We start from the raw sequence: 18,943 nt of genomic DNA, 5'->3' as shown, positions 1-18,943 counted from the left end.
TGACAAACATGAAAAAATTTATTGCAAGTGTAATGTTCGCACTGTCAGCTTCGATGGTGGTGTCTGGTACTGCTTTGGCTAATGAAGATGGCGTTCATCTAGAGTCGGCGAATGTTAATATTCACGACCAAGCCAGTCTGCAAATAGGGGCGAAATATTTCGCTAACTACTGCATGGGTTGCCATTCTCTAAACTTTAGCCGCTACAACCGTGTGGCAGCAGATTTAGGTTTGACGGAAGAACAGGTCACTAAAAACCTGATTTTCACGCGTACCGATGGTGAGTCCACTAAAGCCGGTGAGCTGATGAAAAATGGGATGTCCCCAAAGCAGTCAGCAGAATGGTTCGGTGCGCCGCCGCCAGATTTGTCGCTGGTTGGACGTTCACGTGGCTCTGACTGGATTTATAGCTACCTGAAGGCGTTCTACGTGGATGAAAGCCGTCCGATGGGCGTGAACAATACTGTGTTCCCGAACGTTGGTATGCCACACGTCCTGTGGGAGTTGCAAGGTTTGCAAGAGAAGGAGTGCACCAAGGAAGGTGAGGGTGAGCATGCAGTTGAACATTGTGAGATGAAAACTGTAAAAGCAGGCAGCATGTCTCCCGCTGAGTATGACAAAGTTGCACGAGATATTACCAACTTCTTGACCTATGTAGGTGAGCCAGCAGCATTGCATCGTAAAAGTTACGGTGTATTGGTATTGTTGTTCCTCGGGCTGTTTGCCGTGCTTGCGTATTTCCTGAAAAAGGAATACTGGAAGGATGTCCATTAATCCTTCGTCGGTATAACACCTTGAAGCCACTCTAGTGTACTATAGAGTGGCTTTTTTGTTTTAAGTACAGGGAGTCCCGCTTATATGGCTTCGCTTTCCAGCCGAAGATCTGTCATGACATTATTTTCCGCGCCTGACTGTGCAGACAGCCATCGGGTGCGTATTGTGTTGGCGGAAAAAGATATTACCGTCGACATTCTCAATATCAACCCCGATAACAAACCTGAAGATCTCGCGGAGTTGAACCCTTACAATACGACACCAACGTTACTTGACCGTGATCTGGTGTTGTATGATGCGCGTATCATCATGGAATATTTGGATGAGCGTTTCCCACACCCGCCATTAATGCCGGTTGACCCAGTGACGCGAGCGCATTCTCGTTTAGCATTGTTCCGTATTGAAAAAGACTGGTTTTCACTGGTCAGTGATATTGAACATGGTGATGACGCGACTGCATCGCAGGCACGCAAAATCTTACGAGAAAGCGTGTTGTCTGCGGCAGAAGTGTTTTCCGTGAAGCCTTACTTTTTGAGTGATGACTTTTCGTTAGTGGATTGCACGATTGCCCCCATTTTATGGCGTTTGCCTAAATATGGTATTGATGTGCCAGAAAAACAGGGTAAACCTATCCTGAAATACATGGAGCGTGTGTTTTCACGTGAGGCATTCCAGCAATCGTTAAGTAAGGTTGAAAAGTCGATCCGCCCATGAGTGAGCCTAATTTACCCAATACGACACCGAAGCGTCCTTATCTGCTGCGTGCCTTCTATGAGTGGATCGTGGATAACGGTATGACACCACACATTATGGTGGACGCACGTTCCGAGCAAGTTCAAGTGCCTCGTCAGTTTGTCAAAGATGGCAGTATTGTGTTGAATATCAGCATGACTGCGGCCAATAATCTGATGATGGACAATGATCAGGTGACCTTTAATGCGCGTTTCGGCGGCCGATCGATGTCGATCTGGTTACCTATGTGGTCGATCATGGCTGTTTATGCGCGTGAAACACAGGATGCCCTGCAATTCCCACCGGAGGAATATGCAGAAAGCATGGCGATTCCTGCTGCTGAAGTACCAACGCCGCGTCCGTCATTGGCAACGGTTGCTGGTGCGGCAGTGAGCAGCGGTGATGATAGCGCTTCAGATGATGGTGATAATGATCAGGATGAAACACCACCATCACCGCCAAAACCTACTAAACGCCCTGCTTTGCGGGTGGTCAAGTAATACCAATGCTGTCACTGATTGCAGCGATGGCACATCAGCGGGTAATCGGGTGTGAAGGCAATATGCCTTGGCATTTGCCCGCTGATCTTGCTTGGTTTAAAAAGAATACCTTAGGTAAGCCCATTATTATGGGACGTAAGACTTGGGATTCGATTGGACGCGCCTTACCAGGACGCCGTAATTTGGTGATTTCACGCGATGTAACGTTTAACCCGAGTGGGGCAGAGCGGTTTTCTTCACCGGATGAGGCTTGGGAAGCTGTTGCGGCTGAACCTGAAGTCATGGTGGTAGGGGGGGCACAAATTTATCAATATTTTCTAACACGTGCCGACCGTCTGTATTTAACCCTAATTGATGCTGATTTTACAGGCGATACTTTTTTTCCTGACTATAATCAATATCAATGGCATGAAGTAGAGCGAATTAACTGTACTACTGATGCCAAAAACCCTTACCCCTATTCCTTCCTGATTCTTGAACGGGAATCCTGATTTCAAGGAGACTCCTCCCTATGAGTTCACTGTTGATTGTCAATGCAAATCTGGTCAATGAAGGGCAGATTACGGAAGCTGACGTGCTCATTCATAATGGGCGAATCGCTTCCATTGGCCGTCATTTGTCCGCACCGGGCGTCGAGGTGTTGGATGCTGCTGGACTGCATTTACTGCCGGGTATGATTGATGATCAAGTACATTTCCGTGAACCGGGTCTGATCCACAAGGCTGATATGGCGACCGAGAGCCGTGCAGCGGTTGCTGGTGGGATTACCAGTTTCATGGATATGCCCAATACCATTCCAAATACCTTGGATTCCGCTACGCTTAATGCCAAAAAGCAATTGGCGGCGGGACGTTCAGTGGGGAATTATGCCTTTTACTTGGGTGCATCCAACGATAATCTTGAGGCTATTAAGGCCTTAAATCCGAAGGATGCTTGTGGCGTGAAAGTGTTCATGGGGGCATCGACTGGCAATATGTTGGTGGATGACCCTGAAGTGTTGGAGAAGATTTTTACTCATGCGCCAACGTTGATTGCGGCGCATTGTGAAGATATGCCAACTATCATGGAAAATGAGGAAAGTTACCGCAGTATTTACGGTGACAATATCCCGTTTAATTTGCACCCGACTATCCGTAGCGAAGCAGCTTGTTACCAATCGTCGTCGATGGCCATAGAGTTGGCTAAACGTTGTGGTACGCGTTTGCATATTCTGCATATTTCGACAGCAAAGGAAGCAGAGATGTTTTCTGATGCCGCTTTGAAGGATAAGCTTATTACCGCAGAAGCTTGTGTTCATTTTCTGCATTTTGCGGATGAGGATTATGCGACCAAAGGCTCCCTCATTAAGTGTAATCCGGCGATCAAGACGGCGGAAGACCGCGCGGGTCTCATTCAAGCACTGTTAGATGGACGTCTGGATGTGATCGGTACCGACCATGCACCGCATACGTGGGAAGAGAAGCAGAACCCCAGTTATTTCAAAGCGCCTTCTGGCCTGCCATTGGTGCAATATGCGCTGCCTACAGTGCTTGAGCATTATCAGGATGGTATCTTCACGCTGGAATTTATTGTTGAAAAGACCAGTCATGCTGTTGCGGAAATGTTTAATATTAAAGATCGTGGCTATATCCGCGAAGGCTACTGGGCAGATCTGACCTTGGTTGATCTGGAGAAGTCCTTTGTGTCAACGCACGCCAATAGCCTTTCAAAGTGTGGTTGGTCACCCTTTGATGGTTACGAATTCCGCTCCAGTATTGCCGCTACCTTGGTGAATGGGCAGCTGGTTTGGCGGGATGGCAAGCTATTGGATGTTATGCCTCTCGGTATGGCACTGGAGTTTGAACGCGACTAAAGTTCGCGTACTACCCGAAAACCAAGGTTGGTGTCCATTTCATCTAAGTAGCGTTTTTTGCGGGCGGCGCTGCGTGCGCGTGCTGCCGGGTCGAACCATGAGCCGCCTTTGGTGACATACCAATAGGGATTAGCTGAGTTCGAGGGAGTCCCATTGCGGTTCGCGTATAAATGCGAGGTTGTCCAGTGATCTTGCGTGAATTCCCAAACATTACCATGTACATCATGCAGCCCCCAAGCATTAGCCGCTTGCAAGCCAACCTCGCTGGCTTTGGGGCTAGGGAAGCAACGTGGCATATACCAGCGACGTTTATCCAGCTTTTCCTTGTAGGGAAATAGTGGGTTGAAGTGAACTTCTTTGCAACTGACATCTTCACCGTGGTGAAAGGGCGTCGTTGTACCGGCGCGAGCAGCGTATTCCCATTCAGCTTCTGTCGGTAAACGGTAGGTTTCACCTGTCTTAAGGCTCAGCCATGCTAGAAATAGTTTTATGTCTTCAATGCGGACATTGATGGCAGGGTAACGGCCTTCATGCCAGATGAGTTCTGGGCGCAGAAACCATTCGGTTTCTTGACGGAATAAACGGAATTCTTCACCTGTTATAGGGTAGATGCCCATGGCGAACGGCTTACTGATCATCGTGAGATGACGTGGGTATTCTTCACGCTGATGCCCAATTTCAGTAGGCTCTGAACCCATCTCAAAACGCCCTGCTGGGATGATGGCTAATTCTGGACCAGCAACTCCCCCTTTCAATGTATCGTGAAAATGTGGTGCGAGCTGAAAAGCCGTTGCTGCATCACGTTGTAGTTGTTTGATTTCATCATGACTAAGTTCATCGATGAATAGTAAACGCTGCTCAGGTATGTCAGGGGCTGTAATGGTCATGTTTAATCAGTAACCGTTAATATACTAAAGTTCTTGTATTATCCCTAAACTCAGCAGAAAGACAACACAGAAAATTTATTTTTGCACTATATTTAAACTGAGGGTTGATACTAGTGTTTAAGAAAGGGGTGTGTGTAAATGAGTAGACGGCTTGTTGTTCGTGATAGTGTAAGGCGGCGTACTTCTGCGCAGCTACTATTGGATGGGCTGATTATTTATCGTCAGGATTTTGGTGATTTGGGTAAGCAATTGGAACGCTTGTTGCGAGAAAGAGGGGTTCGCTCGACGCTTGACCCAACATTTTCCATGAGGATCCACTAAAAAAAGTTGAAATGTATGAACTTTTTAGTGAAGTATTACGACTAATAACTATAACGCAGCTGCGTCATAGTCATGAGTTGAGAGTTCCCTCCCCGGTAAAATGCCGGGGTTTTTTTTGTGCAGGGAAAATAGAAAATAAAAAGGGCACAGTGCTCGCCATTGATACTGAAAACACTACTGCTTATCGGAATGGTTTTTTATAATTACATATTCAGTGTATTTATTGATATAATGGTATTTGTTTAAATAAGCATCAATTCTAATATTAATAGGCTTAATTATGCCATTGCGCTTACCCTTATCTCACAAACAGGCGGGTCTGAGTCTGTTAGAAGTCCTGATTGCAACGGTTGTGTTATCTACTGGATTGCTTGGTTTAGCCGGTCTACAGATTGCAGGGATGAAAACGACTCATAACTCTTATCAGATGCAACAGGCCACTTGGCTTGTGCATGACCTACTGGAACACATGCGTGCGAACCGTTCGGCTGCCTTGGCAGGGCAATATAATGTAGCTACTAGTTGCAGCCAGCCTTCACCTGCCTGTGATACTGGAAGTTGTACAGCGGCAAACTTGGCGCGTTATGACCTGTTCCGTATTCGTTGTGGAACAGATGTGAGTATTAGTAATACATTAATCAATGGTGTATTGACAGTCGCCTGTTTTGATCCTCCTGCTGCTGGTAGCCCTGTTGTTGATTTGCCTGCGGATTGTCAGAAAGGTTTATCGGTTAACCTGCAATGGGATGAGCGTAATGCTACCCGTCAGGCTGATCTTGATGGCGGCACGGATGGTGTCGAAACCTTCAATATCAACCTGAATGCCATTTTGTAGGGAATAACCATGAAACATACAATGCAAAAAGGGCTTTCCCTCGTCGAATTGATGATTGCCATGCTGGTCAGCCTGGTATTGGTGGCCGGGATAAGCACTGTCTACGTTAGCAGTAAGCGCAATTACAACGCGCGTGATCAGTTATCCTTAATGGATGAAAGTGCTCGCGTTGCTTTAAATATGCTGATCAAACACTTAGAACATGCTGGTTATGCAACTCCAAGCAAGTTGCCGATGAATACGGTCGATGGGTATTTCTATGTTAACGGTAGCGCTGACCCAGTGGGAGGTTCTTGTGGAACCGTTAAGTCACTAGCATTAGGTGCGTTGAAAGCCAGTGCTACGCAGGATGATCTGAATACTTATGGAGATGCGGTGAGTGTTCGTTTCATTGGTGATTCAGGATTATTCACAGATGTACTCAATGGTGATTTGCCTACTGGGTGTTGGGGAGGGGTTCCTAGCTTAAGCGACTCGCTGGTTTATAACGCTTTCCATGTCGCTACTGATGGGACGACCAAAGATTCTTTAGGCAATCTTGTGCCGATCTTGTATGGCGTGGGTTCCAATGCGAATCAGGCTAAGCGTCCCATTGTGAATGGTGTTGAGAATATTCAATTTCTATATGGTGTTGATACAAATACCGATGGTGCGGTAGATCAGTACATGAGTGCGACTGCTGTTACCGCCGCCAATACGTGGCAGCAAGTCATTAGTATGAAAGCAGGTATTTTGATTCGGTCGTTGGAGCCGGTGTTACCAGCGACGGCGTCGCAGTCTTACGATGTATTGGGAGTGTCATTGACGCGCAATGATCGCTACCAACGTGCGGTATATTCCGCTGTGATCCATTTGCGTAATGTGGTTGATGGTTAGGGGGAATGGGATGAGAACGCTAAGAAAGCAGGAGCGTGGTGCAGTGCTGGTGTGGGGTTTGGTTATCCTACTGACCATGACTGTGATTGGTATTGCTGCCACCCGTATGGCGACAGTAGATAGTCGTATTGCTGGCAATCAGATGATGTACATGCTGACATTTCAGGGGGCGGATTCGATGTTGAGAAAGTCTTCCAATTTGTATCAAGTCATGCAAACAGCGACTACGGGTGAGACACCTACATCCATAACTTATGATAAAAATAAGGTTAAAACACGTGAGTTGAAAAATTTTGGTGTGGCGGGAAGTTCTTTGAGTGAATCCAGCACAGGGGTATTCAGTGATGCTGCCAGTCAAGTGACCGTAACAGGTGTTGCTGCGATGAGTGAGGAAGAAGGATGTCCGCCACTTAATGGCATTGCCATGACAACGGAAATGACCCCCGATGCCGGTGGACTTGCCTGCCGCATTTTTACGACAGAAGCCCATGCTTCTCTGTCAGGGACGGGTGCGAAGAGTGAGCACTCTGAAGGTGTGCTGAAACCTGTTCCTAAAATCAACTAAGTGAGTAAAGAGATACCTATAATGATAACAATAAAACACCAGAATAAAGGTTTCACCTTAATTGAACTAATGATCACGGTGGCCATTGTCGGCATCTTAGCGGCGATTGCCTATCCTAGTTATACCGCCAGTGTGCAGAAAAGCCGTAGGGCTGATGCACAAGTCGCACTGATGGAAATTGCACAACGTCAAGAAAGCTATTTCTTGCGTAACCGCAGTTATGGAAGTATTACAGCACTGGGGTACAGCACGAGCAGCCCAGATGGTTATTACACGTTATCTATCAACACGACTGGCACTACGGGCTTTACCGCAACAGCGACAGCAACGGCTAGCAAACCACAGGCTCATGATGCTTCCTGTCAAGTGATGACACTGGATGATCGGGGGGCTAAGAGGGGTGGCGTGAGTGCCACGACTACCACCGCCAATACCTGCTGGAAGTAACGCTGCTGATCTTTTATTGCAGCTAGAATAATAAAAAGGTTTTCCATGAAACGTATGCTTCGTTATCTGTTGCCCGCTCTTCCTTTGCTGTTGTCTACCGTATTAATGGCAGATGATGCAGAGATTTATTATGATCAAAGTGTCAGTGCCAACCCGAATATTCTGTTTGTGTTGGATACTTCATTAAGCATGGAATGTCAGGCTGATGCGAATGGGTTATACGACAAGCCAGATAACACCTGTGCGAATAAAAATATCGTGCCGGGCAGTGGCGGTAAAACCCGTATGCAAGTCATGCAGGAAGCCTTTTCAGCAGTTATGTCTTCAGCGCCTAGTAACCTCAATATCGGCCTGATGCGTTACGGTGGGCATGGTGAAAACCAAGCTAATGGGGTTAGTTTTCCCGTAAAATCGATTGATCTGGATAAGGATGGTAACGGTAGCGCTAAATCGATTATCGAAGCGAGTATTCCTATGGGGCAAGATAACTTGCCGAATCCAACGGGGAACAGTGAACCTGTACGGGCGTTTTTACAAGATATCGCCTATAGCTGGAGTGCAGGTGGTAACACACCTATCGTCGATGCTTTGTATGAAGCCAGTCGTTATTACCGTGGAGAGTCCGTCGATTTCGGAAACCTTGCTGCTGGTAATGTTCGCGCCGCCCACCCCTCCACTTACATTAACGATAATGCTTTGAACTGCCAAGTCAATGAATGGTGGTGTAATAATTCAGCCGGTCAGTGTAATACAGCACTTCCTATGACGGGGTGTAAAACGGAAACTAAAAAAGTCTGTAAAAAATACACGACGCAAACCATCACAACCTCGGTTCCAAACCAGTGTTGTGGCTGGACGACAGTGCAACAGGCCAGTACCTGCCAAAATTGTGTCACAGTAAAACAACCAGGTATGTGCCAAAACTGCGTCACTAGTGGTTATGATGAATCAGGTCAAGCCATTACCAGTTGTACGGAAGTAGCTTGCATGAAAGATGTTCAGCAATGTACCAACGTTGTCTGCAATCAAAGTGTTCAGCAATGCACTGGCGGCTTCACCTGCTCCACCACCAACACCAATACGCAACAAGTGTGTGAGGAGGAAGAGGAAGTTACCGAGGAGCAATGCAAGCAACAAGAAACCATTTGTGGGGGCGGGAAGCGTTACCTATCACCGATGCAGCATGAATGTCAGGCTAACTACGTGGTGCTGATGTCTGATGGGCGGCCTGAATATGCAGGTAGTGCTAGTAATGGTGGTGGTATTAACCAATACCCACTGCGCCAAAATGAGATTCAAACCCTGACTAGCAAAGGCTCTGGATGTGGAAATGATGCGCCTAACGGGTATAAAAGTGGTACTTGTGGGGCTGAGTTAACCAGTTTCCTGTCGAAAACTGACCAGTCTAGTAGTGTTGAGGGTAAGCAAGCGATTGGTACTTTCACGGTCGCGTTTGGTGTGGAAGATAAAGCAGGTACAGATTATCTGGCGAGCCTTGCCAATATGGCCGATGGGGCATTAGCGGCGAATGACAGTACCAGTTTGCAACTGGCTTTTGATCAAGTGATACGCAAGGTTAACCGTATTGAGGGGGGGCAAATAACCTCCGCCAGTATGACTTATCAGCCGGATTATACGGTTACGAAGCCTTTGGCTTTGGCGCAACAACCTCAGGATTTGTATCATCAACTCTTTGGGGTCATGGGGGCGGGTGTCGCGTTGGCAGACGTTCGTTCAGGTTTGCAGGAAATTTTGAACCCCCTGCGTTACTGGGGAAGTTTGGCCGCTACCAATAGCGGTGCATTCACGGCAAGTAACTTGGATGATCTGACCAAGAGTTTCAATAGTATTCTGGATAAAATTGATGCGGCATCGGCCTCCTTCAGTGCCCCGGCTTACAGCATCGACAAAAGTAATTTGTTAGCGCATGGTGATAATGTGTATATCCCCGTGTTTGAACGTAGTCAATTGCCGCTGTGGTCAGGAAATTTGAAGAAATTTAAAGTGGCAAAATCGCCGATTGATACCGATAGCGATGGGGTGGTTGATATTCAGGCAGGCCAGATTTACAGCACTAAAAACAATAAACCCGCCGTGGATGATACAGGGCAATTCACCAATAATACGTGGGATGAATGGTCAGTTTCAGCTGCTGCCGATGGTAATGAGGTGCAGGCAGGTGGAGCCGCAGCTTTATTGAATCCAGCCAGTCGTACCTTGTATACCGATGCTGGCGGTGCGCTAGCTTCTTTAGGAGTGGCCAATATTGCGATTACTAAAGCATTGTTGGGCGATGCTGGTATGGACGATGCCTTACGCACGAGCCTATTAAGTTTTGCACGCGGTTATGACAAGGATGGTACGACGGTGCGCCACCATATGGGTGACATCATGAACAGTAAGCCTGTGGTGTTAGATTACATTGATGGCAAAAGTTATGTGTTGGTGGGGAGTAATGAGGGCTTCCTACACGCGTTTAATACCGATAACGGTGCTGAGAAATGGGCTTTCATGCCGCAGTCATTATTGAAAAACATTCGCCATTTTTACGATAACAATGCGGCTAAAACCCATTTCTACGGGGTAGATGGGCAGTTGATGCCGTGGATGTTAGATAAAAATGGTGACGGTAAAATTGATGCTAGCGCGGGTGATAAGGCCTATCTGTTCTTTGGGCTGCGGCGTGGTGGTCGGGCTTATTACGCGATGGATATTACCGCTATTGCTGCGCCGAAACTGGTGTGGACGCTGAATAATAGTCAAGCGGATTTTGCTGAGTTGGGTGAGAGTTGGTCCAAGCCAGCACTGGCTAAAATGAATATACAGGCAACATCCGCTGCCCCAGTGGTATTGAAAGACGTACTGGTGTTTGGGGGTGGTTTTGACCCGTCATTAGAGGAAGAGAATCCAGCAACACGGGTGGCTGATGCAATGGGTCGAGATGTGTTTATCATCGATGCGGTGTCGGGTAATAGGCTGTGGTCATTACGTGATGATGTGAATGGTGCAAGTGCCTTACTAAAAAACAGTATTCCTGCTGATATTCGGGTGCTGGATATGGATCGTAACGGTGCTCTTGATCGTCTGTATTTCACTGACACGGGCGGTAAGGTGTGGCGGGTAGATATGGATATGGATTTACGTGATGCCGATACCAGCATGTACGCTTATACGGATGCCCGTTTGACCCTGTTGGCGAACTTGGGTGGGAGTGGGGCAGATAAACGTAAGTTCTATTACGAACCCGATGTGGCGTTGATGCAGCACCAAGGTAAAACGGTCATGACATTGGCGATTGGCAGTGGCTATCGCTCGCATCCGCAGAATGCCGATATTCAAGACCGTTTTTACGTCTTGAGGGATGAAAATGTCTATGCGCCAGCACCGGAAACATTCACTGCCTTGACTGATGCCGATTTGACCGAGGCCGATACGTTAGCCGGAGCAGGTAAAAATCTACTGGATGCGGGTTATTATGGTTGGTATTACGACTTACCGAATAATGCGGAGAAAGTGCTTGCTCCTGCTGTCTCTTTCCTCAATAAAGTCATCTTTACCACGTTTGCTGTTGGCGAGGGTACTAGCGATGATCCTTGTAATGCCCCCGCTAATATTGGCCGTGCTTATGTGCTCGACTTATTCAATGGGCAGGCGGTTGCGGATCTGAATCGTGATGGTGTGGTGGATGCAGCGAACGATAAATCGGTCGTGGCGGGTGTGAATGAAATTCTTGGTGGTGCACAGATTGTGTTCCTTGATGCTGTTGGCAGCAATGGCGTGGATGCCTGTACTGATGGGGATTGTCAGCAGATGGTGGATATTCGGGTAGGGAAAATGCTATTGCCTGTGATGGATAGTCACAACGCACTGGGAACGGGTGTGGCGGGCAGTGTGGATTTGACCGATATTCTTCCACGGACTTTCTGGCGTGACGAGGGTGTTTCGTATTAGTATAAAAGCATAGTTAATAAAATAATTTTACCAGCGATGTATAAAGCATGAAAAATAAGCATCACCTGATGGGTTGGTTACTGTTGGCAGTGGCGTTGTCGCCCGTTTCGGTCGTAATGGCGGATGAAACCGAAATCTACTTTGCCGATAAAAGTGGTGATGTGTCGCCGAATGTCCTGTTCCTGATTGATGCTTCCGGCAGTATGAGTCAGATTGTTACAGGCAGCGATTCCCGTATGGATGTACTCAAAAGCTCTTTCAAGAATGTAATGGATAATGCACCTGCCAATCTGAATGTGGGGTTGATGCATTACGCCAACCACGGGTTGGGGGCAGATTATTGGTGGAGTTCCGTTAAGGGTGTGAATTTCCCGGTTTCACCGATAGATAGTGCCATCAGTTCCCCTATAACAGATGGTGGCGCTGGGATGACAGATGCTTATGAAAATCTGTACAAACTACCAGATCCTCAGCCAGCCTTGACGACACCTGTCCGCACATTCCTGTCTGATGTTGTTAATAGTTGGGATGCTGATGGGTATACGCCCATTGTTGATTCCATGTATGAAGCTGCCCGTTATTATCGCGGTGACCAATTAGGTTGGGGCCTGGGGTTGCCGACGCTGGGATGGGCGGCTCATCCGCTAACCTATGAGAATAGCATCAGTTGCACGGCTTATCAGACAGCTAGTGGGGGAACCTCCGCCACACCACCTGTGTCGCCTAACAATCCAACCTGTGTCAAGGAATGGGGGCAGTGTAATGGTGAAATATTACCTGCTACTTGCCAAGCACAAAACTATAGCGCTTGTTGCGACGATCCGGCTGATCCCAACGATGGTTGGGTGTCAACCGGCGGAGATGGCTCAGGTTACTGTGTTAATGAGGACTATAGTTGCTCAAGTGCGATTACTACGTGCGAAAATCGGGTGTGCACAGCTTATAACACCAGTGTGGATTTGTCTTACAGGTCTCCGATTAAGCATTCCTGCCAGGCTAATTATTTGGTGCTGATGTCGGATGGCAAGCCAGAATACCCTTATTACTCCGGTGTGATTCCGCCAGAGGTTGATGGCACGCTGTATTACCCGCCATCATCCAAACGGTATCCGGGTGGGACAGGTTATGCGGCTGATAAGAGTAGTGAAATCAAGGTAAGTCCACGTCTGGAGGACTACATGGGCGTGACGAACTGCGCAGATGGCTCCGCTATAAAAGACATTGCTGGTGGCAATATTGGTTATAACAGCGGTGTGTGTGGGCCGGAGTTGTCGGAGTGGTTGGCGACGACCGACCAGGATGGCGATTCAAGTAATGGTGATCAGGTTGTCAAAACCTATACGGTCGGCTTTGCGCTGAATGCAGACCCTTCTGATAAGGGTGAGGAGTATTTGCAGTTATTAGCGAGTAAAGGCAAGGGTGAGTATTTCCCCGCTGGCAACGAGGAAGAGCTGTCTAGTGCGTTCAAGGCCATTCTGAGTTCCATCAGCAAGGCGGCATCTTCTTTCAGTTCACCGACGTATACGGTAGATACCAACAGTATGCTGGCACACAGTGATGAGGTTTACATTCCCGTGTTTGACCAGAATAACAAACCCGTTTGGTCAGGCAATCTGAAAAAATTTGCACGTACTACCGATGGTAAGCTGGTCGGTGAGCCGATTGTGCGTGATCCACTGACCGGTACCATTATTTCAGGGACGCCGATTGTGAATGCCGAAGGTGAATTTCTGGATTCCGCTGATGATTTATGGGGGGGCGTTAGTGGTACAGATGTTGCTGCTGGCGGAGCATCCAGCCAGTTGCCTGTCCCTGATGCTCGCAAACTGTATACCGATGTTAGTAGTAATTTGTCACTGACAGCTAGCACTAACGCGCTGGATGCAACTAACATAAAAGTCACTGATGGTTTGCTGGTGGGGCTTCCTGATACGGGTCAGGTAGTGAAGCATTTTCTGCCTGATGCGGATGGTGATGGGACTAGTTGTGTTGGGTACTACTATGATTGTGCGGGTACTAAACACAATGTTCTGGGGGATTATTCTACGAAAGTGGGCTGTGTGACGATTGCAAATGTCGCTGTTACCTGTTCTTCTACAGATTATTTAACAGACAGTGCACGCGAGCAGTTGTTGGACTTTGTGCGGGGGGATGCCGATCCTGATCCTGCGGTGACGACGCCGCGCCAGCACATGGGTGACATGCTCAATAGCAAACCACTGGTCGTTGATTATGGTGACGGTGAGCAGCGGATTTTTGCAGCCACCAACGAAGGTTTTCTGCACTCGATTGATACCGATTCAGGTGTCGAACAATGGGCGTTCATGCCGAAAGACCTGCTGCCTAATATCAAGAAATTCATGGAGAACCTGCCATCCAAAGATCATGTTTATGGTATCGATGGCCCATTGACACTATGGGATTACGATACGAACAATGATGGTGAAATCAATAGTACCGATGGTGATAAGCGAGTGCTGTTTTTCGGTCTGCGGCGTGGTGGCGATGCTTATTATGCATTGGATGTGACCTTGCCGAATGCCCCGAAGATTTTATGGAAAAAAGAAAATGCCACCGGTGCTGATGATCAGGCATGGTATGAATTAGGCGAAACGTGGTCAAAACCTAGTTTGGCTAAAATGCGGATCGGTAGTGCGACATCGAGCCAAGTGCGTAATGTGGTGGTGTTTGGTGCAGGTTACGATGCTGAGAAAGATGTGGAAAACACGCCTGCGACACAAGATCAGCCAGCGGTTGTGCGCACAGCAGATCAACTGGGTAGTGATGTTATGATTGTTGATGCACTAACGGGTGAATTACTCTGGTCATTACAGAAAAGCCTCTACAATAACAGTTCACTGCTGAACCCGATCAAAGACAGTATTCCGGGTGACATTCGCGTGATGGATATGGATCGTAATGGTGTACTTGATCGCCTGTATTTTTCTGATACTGGTGGGAATGTGTGGCGGGTGGATATGGATCATGACCTGAGGGATGGTGATCCAGATATGTATAACTACAGTGATGCAATTCTTACCAAAATTGCGGCGCTCGGTACAGATGGGGATTATGGCACTGACACTCGCAAGTTCTTCTATGAGCCGGATGTGGCACTGATTCAACATAATGGTAAAACACGTATGACGATTGCATTGGGTAGTGGCTACCGCACTCACCCACTGAATACTCATACCAATGACCGTTTCTATGTGTTGATGGATCCCAATGTATATAACGAACCCGCTACAACAGGGGAAAAGGCTTTCACCACCATTACCAATGCAGATTTGACTAATGCCCGGGGTACGTTAGGTGAAGCAGGTAGCTTTGATGATGCAGAGGATAGCTTGCTCAGAGAGAATGATAGTGATAACCATATGGGTTGGTACTATGACTTTGATAATAAAGGTGAAAAAGTGCTTGCTTCGGCTGTCAGCTTCCTGAATAAAGTGGTGTTTACTACGTTTGCTCCGGTTGATGAATCGGGTAATGAGCCGTCGGATGACCCATGTGTAGTGCCACCCAATAGCGCTCGTGCTTACGTGCTTGACTTATTTACTGGCACAGCCGTTGCTGACCTTGATCGCACGAGCAGCACAGCGGCCGGTAATAATAATGTAGGTGGTAAGGATGATTTTGTCGTGGCGGGTGTCAATGAAATCTTAGATGCTGCTAAAGTTATCTTCCGCCTGCCATCCGCAGCAGATGGCGGGGATTGTGAGGAAGGGGATTGCCAGCAAACCGTTGAAATCCGCGTGGGTAAAATGGAAATGCCGGTCATGGATGATGCCAATAGTGCCAATGATGTCACCAGCAATGGTGTGAAGGATATTGCCGCCAAGACCGACCTGACAGACATCATGCCACGTATGTTCTGGCTCGATCACAATGCTACTGAATAATGGTTAGCCATTGCCCCAAACTAACCCGGTCGTTGCCTGCCAAATCCGGCAGGCAATGCACCTGTTGGAAGCCAGTGGTTTGCAATAGTGCGGTGACGGCTTTACCTTGGTTATAGCCATGTTCAAGCAGTAACCAGCCGCCGTTTACCAGCCATTGCGGTGCTGTTTGGATAAGGTGGCGAATATCATTCAGCCCGTCTTGCCCGGATGCCAGCGCAGTCAGGGGTTCAAAGCGTACATCGCCTTGCGCCAGATGCGGGTCATCGGCCTCAATGTAGGGTGGATTGGAAACAATCATGTCGAAACGTTGAGCGGGTAGGGCGCTAAACCAGTCGGATAGAATGAAGTGTACGTTGTGGATGCTGTTTACTTGGGCATTTTCTTGGGCAACTGCAAGAGCAGCGGCGGAAAAATCGCAAGCGGTTACTTGCACGTCGGGGCGTTCGCTGGCGATGGCGAGGGCAATTGCACCCGTGCCCGTGCCAAGGTCAAGGATATGGCTACTGCTGCTTCCTAGTTTTAACGCTGTTTCGACCAGTAGTTCGGTTTCGGGGCGTGGAATCAGCGTGTCGGGGGTGACTTTTAGGTTGAACGTCCAGAATTCGCGCTGGCCGGTGAGGTGCGCAATCGGTACGCCCCGCAAACGTTCCGCCAGCAATTCTCTGAAACTTGCCTCAGTGAGGCTATCGACTGCTTTTTCAGGGTACGCAAATAAATACGTGCGCGATTTTTGCAGGCAATGTGCCAGCAAGATTTCCGCATCTGCCCGCGCCGATTCTGACGCGGTTTGCAGTTGCTGCACGGCATCCGCCAGTAATGCCTGATTATTCACCCGCCAAAGCCGCCAACTGATCCGCTTGGTATTCATTGATGAGCGGCTCAATCACCTGATCTGCACTTCCTGCCAAAATTTCATCCAGCTTGTACAGCGTCAGGTTGATGCGGTGATCCGTAACGCGCCCTTGCGGGAAATTGTAGGTGCGGATGCGTTCGGAACGGTCGCCTGACCCCACCAGGTTTTTACGGGTTTCCGCCTGTTCGCTGGCTTGTTTCTGGCGTTCGCCCTCATAAATGCGTGACTGTAGCAAACCCATCGCCCGTGCACGGTTTTTGTGCTGCGAACGCTCATCTTGGCATTCCACCACAATCCCGGTCGGCAAGTGGGTAATGCGGATCGCGGATTCGGTTTTGTTGATGTGCTGCCCACCCGCACCGGAAGCGCGGTAAGTGTCCACCTTCAAGTCAGCCGGATTAATGTCCACGGCTTCGACTTCATCCAGTTCCGGCATGACCGCGACGGTCGCGGCGGAGGTGTGGATACGCCCCTGCGATTCAGTGGCGGGGACACGTTGCACCCGGTGAGCACCTGATTCAAATTTCAGGCGTGAATACGCACCTTGCCCAATCACGCGCGAAATGATTTCCTTGTAACCGCCGTGTTCGCCGTCACTTTGGCCGATGATTTCGATCTGCCAGCGGCGGGTTTCGGCGTAACGCGCGTACATGCGGAACAGGTCGCCTGCAAAAATGGCGGCTTCATCACCCCCGGTTCCGGCGCGGATTTCGAGGAAGACGTTGCTGTCGTCGTGCGGGTCTTTGGGCAAGAGCAGCTTTTGCAGGTCGATTTCGAGTGCATCGCGCCGGGCTTTGGCGGTTTCGATTTCTTCCTGCGCCATGTCGCGCATTTCCGGGTCGGAAAGCATGTCTCGGGCGGCTTCAATATCATCAGACGTTTGTTGGTAGGCGTGAAAGTTTTGCGCGACGGGCTCCAATTGACTGTATTCAATCGAGAGTTTGCGGAATTGGCTCTGGTCGCCGATCACGTCTGGTTCGCCGAGCAGGGCGGCAATTTCAGCGTAACGTTCGCTCAGGGTTTCAAGTTTTTGCAGGATGGATGCTTTCACAGATTTTTAGCCGTTATCGTCAGGGGTGGAAAGGTTGAACAGGGTGCGGGCATGTTGCAGCAGTTCGTGGTCGCCGCTGCGGGCTGCTTGGTGCATGGCTTGGGTGGCGTCGTGCGACAGTTTGTTGGCGAGAGTGTGTGCCAGAAATTGCAGGGCCTCTTCGGGGCTTTTGCCGTTGTGTAACAGCGTGGTGGCCTTGTCGAAGACTTCCTGACGGATGCTGTCGGTGCGGGCGCGGTAATCACGGATGGTTGCCATGTGGTCTTGTGCCTGTAGCCATGCCATAAACTTGTCGACTTCTTCTACCACCATGCCTTCGGCTTGTGCGGCAGCAGCGCGGCGCGATTGCAGATTTTCTTCGATCACCGATTGCAGGTCATCGACGGTATACAGGTATACGTCGTCGAGTTCTGCCACTTCCTGCTCAATATCGCGGGGTACGGCAATGTCGACCATAAACATCGGGCGGTGTTTGCGGATCTTCAAGGCGCGTTCCACTGCCCCTTTGCCGAGGATCGGCACGGGGGCTGCGGTCGAGGAAATAACGATGTCCGCCAGTGGCAAATGCTCGGCAAGCTCTGGTAAGCCGATGCCTTTGCCGCCGTATTCGGCTGCCAGTTTTTGCGCCTTGTCGACGCTGCGGTTGGCGACCAGAATGTTGCCGATATGGTTGGCAGCAAGGTGTTTGCCAACCAGTTCAATGGTTTCGCCTGCGCCGATCAACAGGGCAGTCTGTTTTTCCAGTTTGCTGAAAATTTGTTTTGCCAGACTGACGGCAGCGAAGGCAACCGAGACCGGGTTTGCGCCGATGCTGGTCTGGGTGCGCACTTTCTTCGCGGTGGAAAAAGCGTGTTGCATCAGGCGATTAAGCTGGCTGCCCGTGGTGCTGTTATGGCTAGCCGCTTGCAAGGCTGTTTTCAATTGCCCAAGAATTTGTGGCTCACCCAGCACCAGCGAATCCAGCCCGCAGGCAACGCGCAGCGCATGGCGTACCGCTGCGTCTTGCTGGTGGATTTGCAAGTACGGTTGCAGTTGCGCGACCGGAATTTTATGCCAGTCTGCCAGCCATTCCACCAGCGTTTCCACTGATTGTTGTGGTTGGCAGGCGGCATACAGCTCGGTGCGGTTGCAGGTCGAGAGGATCAGGCACTCGGAAGCGACCTGATGCGCAGCGTGCAACGCCTGCGGCAAGCTGTCAGGTGAGAAGGAAACCTTTTCCCGGATCGATACTGGGGCGGTTTTATGATTGACTCCAACGATCAGGATGGACATTCAGTAGTATACCAACAGATACATTTCAGCCTTTGCCCGTTTCGGGATAAGGTAGTTAACTTTCAGAACCGCGAATTTTCTGATACGTTATGGGCGATTACAAGGTAATTCGCTGAATATATC

16 protein-coding genes are annotated in these 18,943 nt (G+C 49.0%); 12 read left to right on the top strand and 4 right to left on the bottom strand.

Features of this window, described 5'->3' with window-relative positions:
• The first annotated feature begins 8 nt into the window (after window positions 1-8).
• The 5 genes from Q394_RS0101315 (at window position 9) to Q394_RS0101295 (ending at window position 3,857) form a co-directional block, all read left to right on the top strand.
• Window positions 9-773 (top strand): cytochrome c1, encoded by a 765-nt coding sequence (locus Q394_RS0101315; protein WP_028487692.1) that lies wholly within the window; start codon window positions 9-11, stop codon window positions 771-773.
• Window positions 774-857: 84 nt separating this feature from the next.
• Window positions 858-1,487 carry a glutathione S-transferase N-terminal domain-containing protein gene (locus Q394_RS0101310; RefSeq protein WP_028487691.1) on the top strand — a complete coding sequence of 210 codons (630 nt, stop codon included), beginning with the start codon at window positions 858-860 and terminating at the stop codon, window positions 1,485-1,487.
• Window positions 1,484-2,005, top strand: coding sequence for a ClpXP protease specificity-enhancing factor (locus tag Q394_RS0101305; RefSeq protein WP_028487690.1), 522 nt, complete (start codon window positions 1,484-1,486; stop codon window positions 2,003-2,005). Before Q394_RS0101310 ends, Q394_RS0101305 begins: the two co-directional genes overlap by 4 nt.
• Window positions 2,006-2,010: 5 nt before the next feature.
• Window positions 2,011-2,496 (top strand): type 3 dihydrofolate reductase, encoded by a 486-nt coding sequence (gene folA, locus Q394_RS0101300; protein ID WP_028487689.1) that lies wholly within the window; start codon window positions 2,011-2,013, stop codon window positions 2,494-2,496.
• Between the two features lie 20 nt (window positions 2,497-2,516).
• Entirely contained in the window at window positions 2,517-3,857 is a 1,341-nt protein-coding gene (locus Q394_RS0101295; RefSeq protein ID WP_028487688.1) for a dihydroorotase, read from the top strand.
• Here the strand turns inward: Q394_RS0101295 and Q394_RS0101290 are convergent.
• On the bottom strand, window positions 3,854-4,744 hold the full coding sequence (locus Q394_RS0101290) for a formylglycine-generating enzyme family protein (RefSeq protein WP_084260301.1): 891 nt from the start codon (window positions 4,742-4,744) through the stop codon (window positions 3,854-3,856). The genes Q394_RS0101295 and Q394_RS0101290 overlap by 4 nt on opposite strands.
• Before the next feature lie 138 nt (window positions 4,745-4,882).
• On the opposite strand from Q394_RS0101290, the gene Q394_RS22220 reads away from it, so the two are divergent.
• The 7 genes from Q394_RS22220 (at window position 4,883) to Q394_RS0101260 (ending at window position 15,644) form a co-directional block, all read left to right on the top strand.
• Complete coding sequence (locus Q394_RS22220) at window positions 4,883-5,065, top strand: hypothetical protein (RefSeq protein WP_156946708.1); 183 nt, start codon at window positions 4,883-4,885, stop codon at window positions 5,063-5,065.
• A 280-nt stretch (window positions 5,066-5,345) separates the two neighbouring features.
• Complete coding sequence (gene pilV / locus Q394_RS21180) at window positions 5,346-5,900, top strand: type IV pilus modification protein PilV (RefSeq protein WP_051542582.1); 555 nt, start codon at window positions 5,346-5,348, stop codon at window positions 5,898-5,900.
• Window positions 5,901-5,909: 9 nt separating this feature from the next.
• Window positions 5,910-6,776 carry a PilW family protein gene (locus Q394_RS0101280; RefSeq protein WP_038140023.1) on the top strand — a complete coding sequence of 289 codons (867 nt, stop codon included), beginning with the start codon at window positions 5,910-5,912 and terminating at the stop codon, window positions 6,774-6,776.
• 10 nt (window positions 6,777-6,786) lie between these two features.
• Complete coding sequence (locus Q394_RS0101275; protein WP_169735869.1) at window positions 6,787-7,341, top strand: pilus assembly PilX family protein; 555 nt, start codon at window positions 6,787-6,789, stop codon at window positions 7,339-7,341.
• Window positions 7,342-7,362: 21 nt separating this feature from the next.
• Window positions 7,363-7,788, top strand: coding sequence for a type IV pilin protein (locus Q394_RS22955; protein ID WP_038140012.1), 426 nt, complete (start codon window positions 7,363-7,365; stop codon window positions 7,786-7,788).
• 45 nt (window positions 7,789-7,833) lie between these two features.
• On the top strand, window positions 7,834-11,739 hold the full coding sequence (locus Q394_RS0101265) for a PilC/PilY family type IV pilus protein (protein WP_028487683.1): 3,906 nt from the start codon (window positions 7,834-7,836) through the stop codon (window positions 11,737-11,739).
• A 47-nt stretch (window positions 11,740-11,786) separates the two neighbouring features.
• Complete coding sequence (locus Q394_RS0101260; RefSeq protein WP_028487682.1) at window positions 11,787-15,644, top strand: PilC/PilY family type IV pilus protein; 3,858 nt, start codon at window positions 11,787-11,789, stop codon at window positions 15,642-15,644.
• Here Q394_RS0101260 and prmC read toward each other — a convergent pair.
• Genes prmC through hemA form a run of 3 tightly spaced genes read right to left on the bottom strand, consistent with a single transcriptional unit; the run spans window position 15,634 to window position 18,820 of the window.
• Window positions 15,634-16,512: a peptide chain release factor N(5)-glutamine methyltransferase gene (prmC, locus tag Q394_RS0101255; protein ID WP_156946707.1), complete on the bottom strand. Its 879-nt coding sequence runs from the start codon at window positions 16,510-16,512 to the stop codon at window positions 15,634-15,636. The two genes, Q394_RS0101260 and prmC, sit on opposite strands and share 11 nt — an antisense overlap.
• The gene (gene prfA, locus Q394_RS0101250) at window positions 16,469-17,548 is read right to left on the bottom strand and encodes a peptide chain release factor 1 (protein WP_028487680.1); all 1,080 of its coding nucleotides are present in this window, start codon (window positions 17,546-17,548) and stop codon (window positions 16,469-16,471) included. Before prfA ends, prmC begins: the two co-directional genes overlap by 44 nt.
• A 6-nt stretch (window positions 17,549-17,554) precedes the next feature.
• Window positions 17,555-18,820, bottom strand: coding sequence for a glutamyl-tRNA reductase (gene hemA / locus Q394_RS0101245; RefSeq protein WP_028487679.1), 1,266 nt, complete (start codon window positions 18,818-18,820; stop codon window positions 17,555-17,557).
• Between the last annotated feature and the right edge of the window lie 123 nt (window positions 18,821-18,943).

This window comes from Thiothrix lacustris DSM 21227, from assembly GCF_000621325.1.
In the GTDB taxonomy this organism is placed as follows: domain Bacteria; phylum Pseudomonadota; class Gammaproteobacteria; order Thiotrichales; family Thiotrichaceae; genus Thiothrix; species Thiothrix lacustris.
The sequence above is the reverse complement of the archived record's forward strand: the minus strand, read 5'-3'. Positions and strand labels throughout refer to the sequence as shown.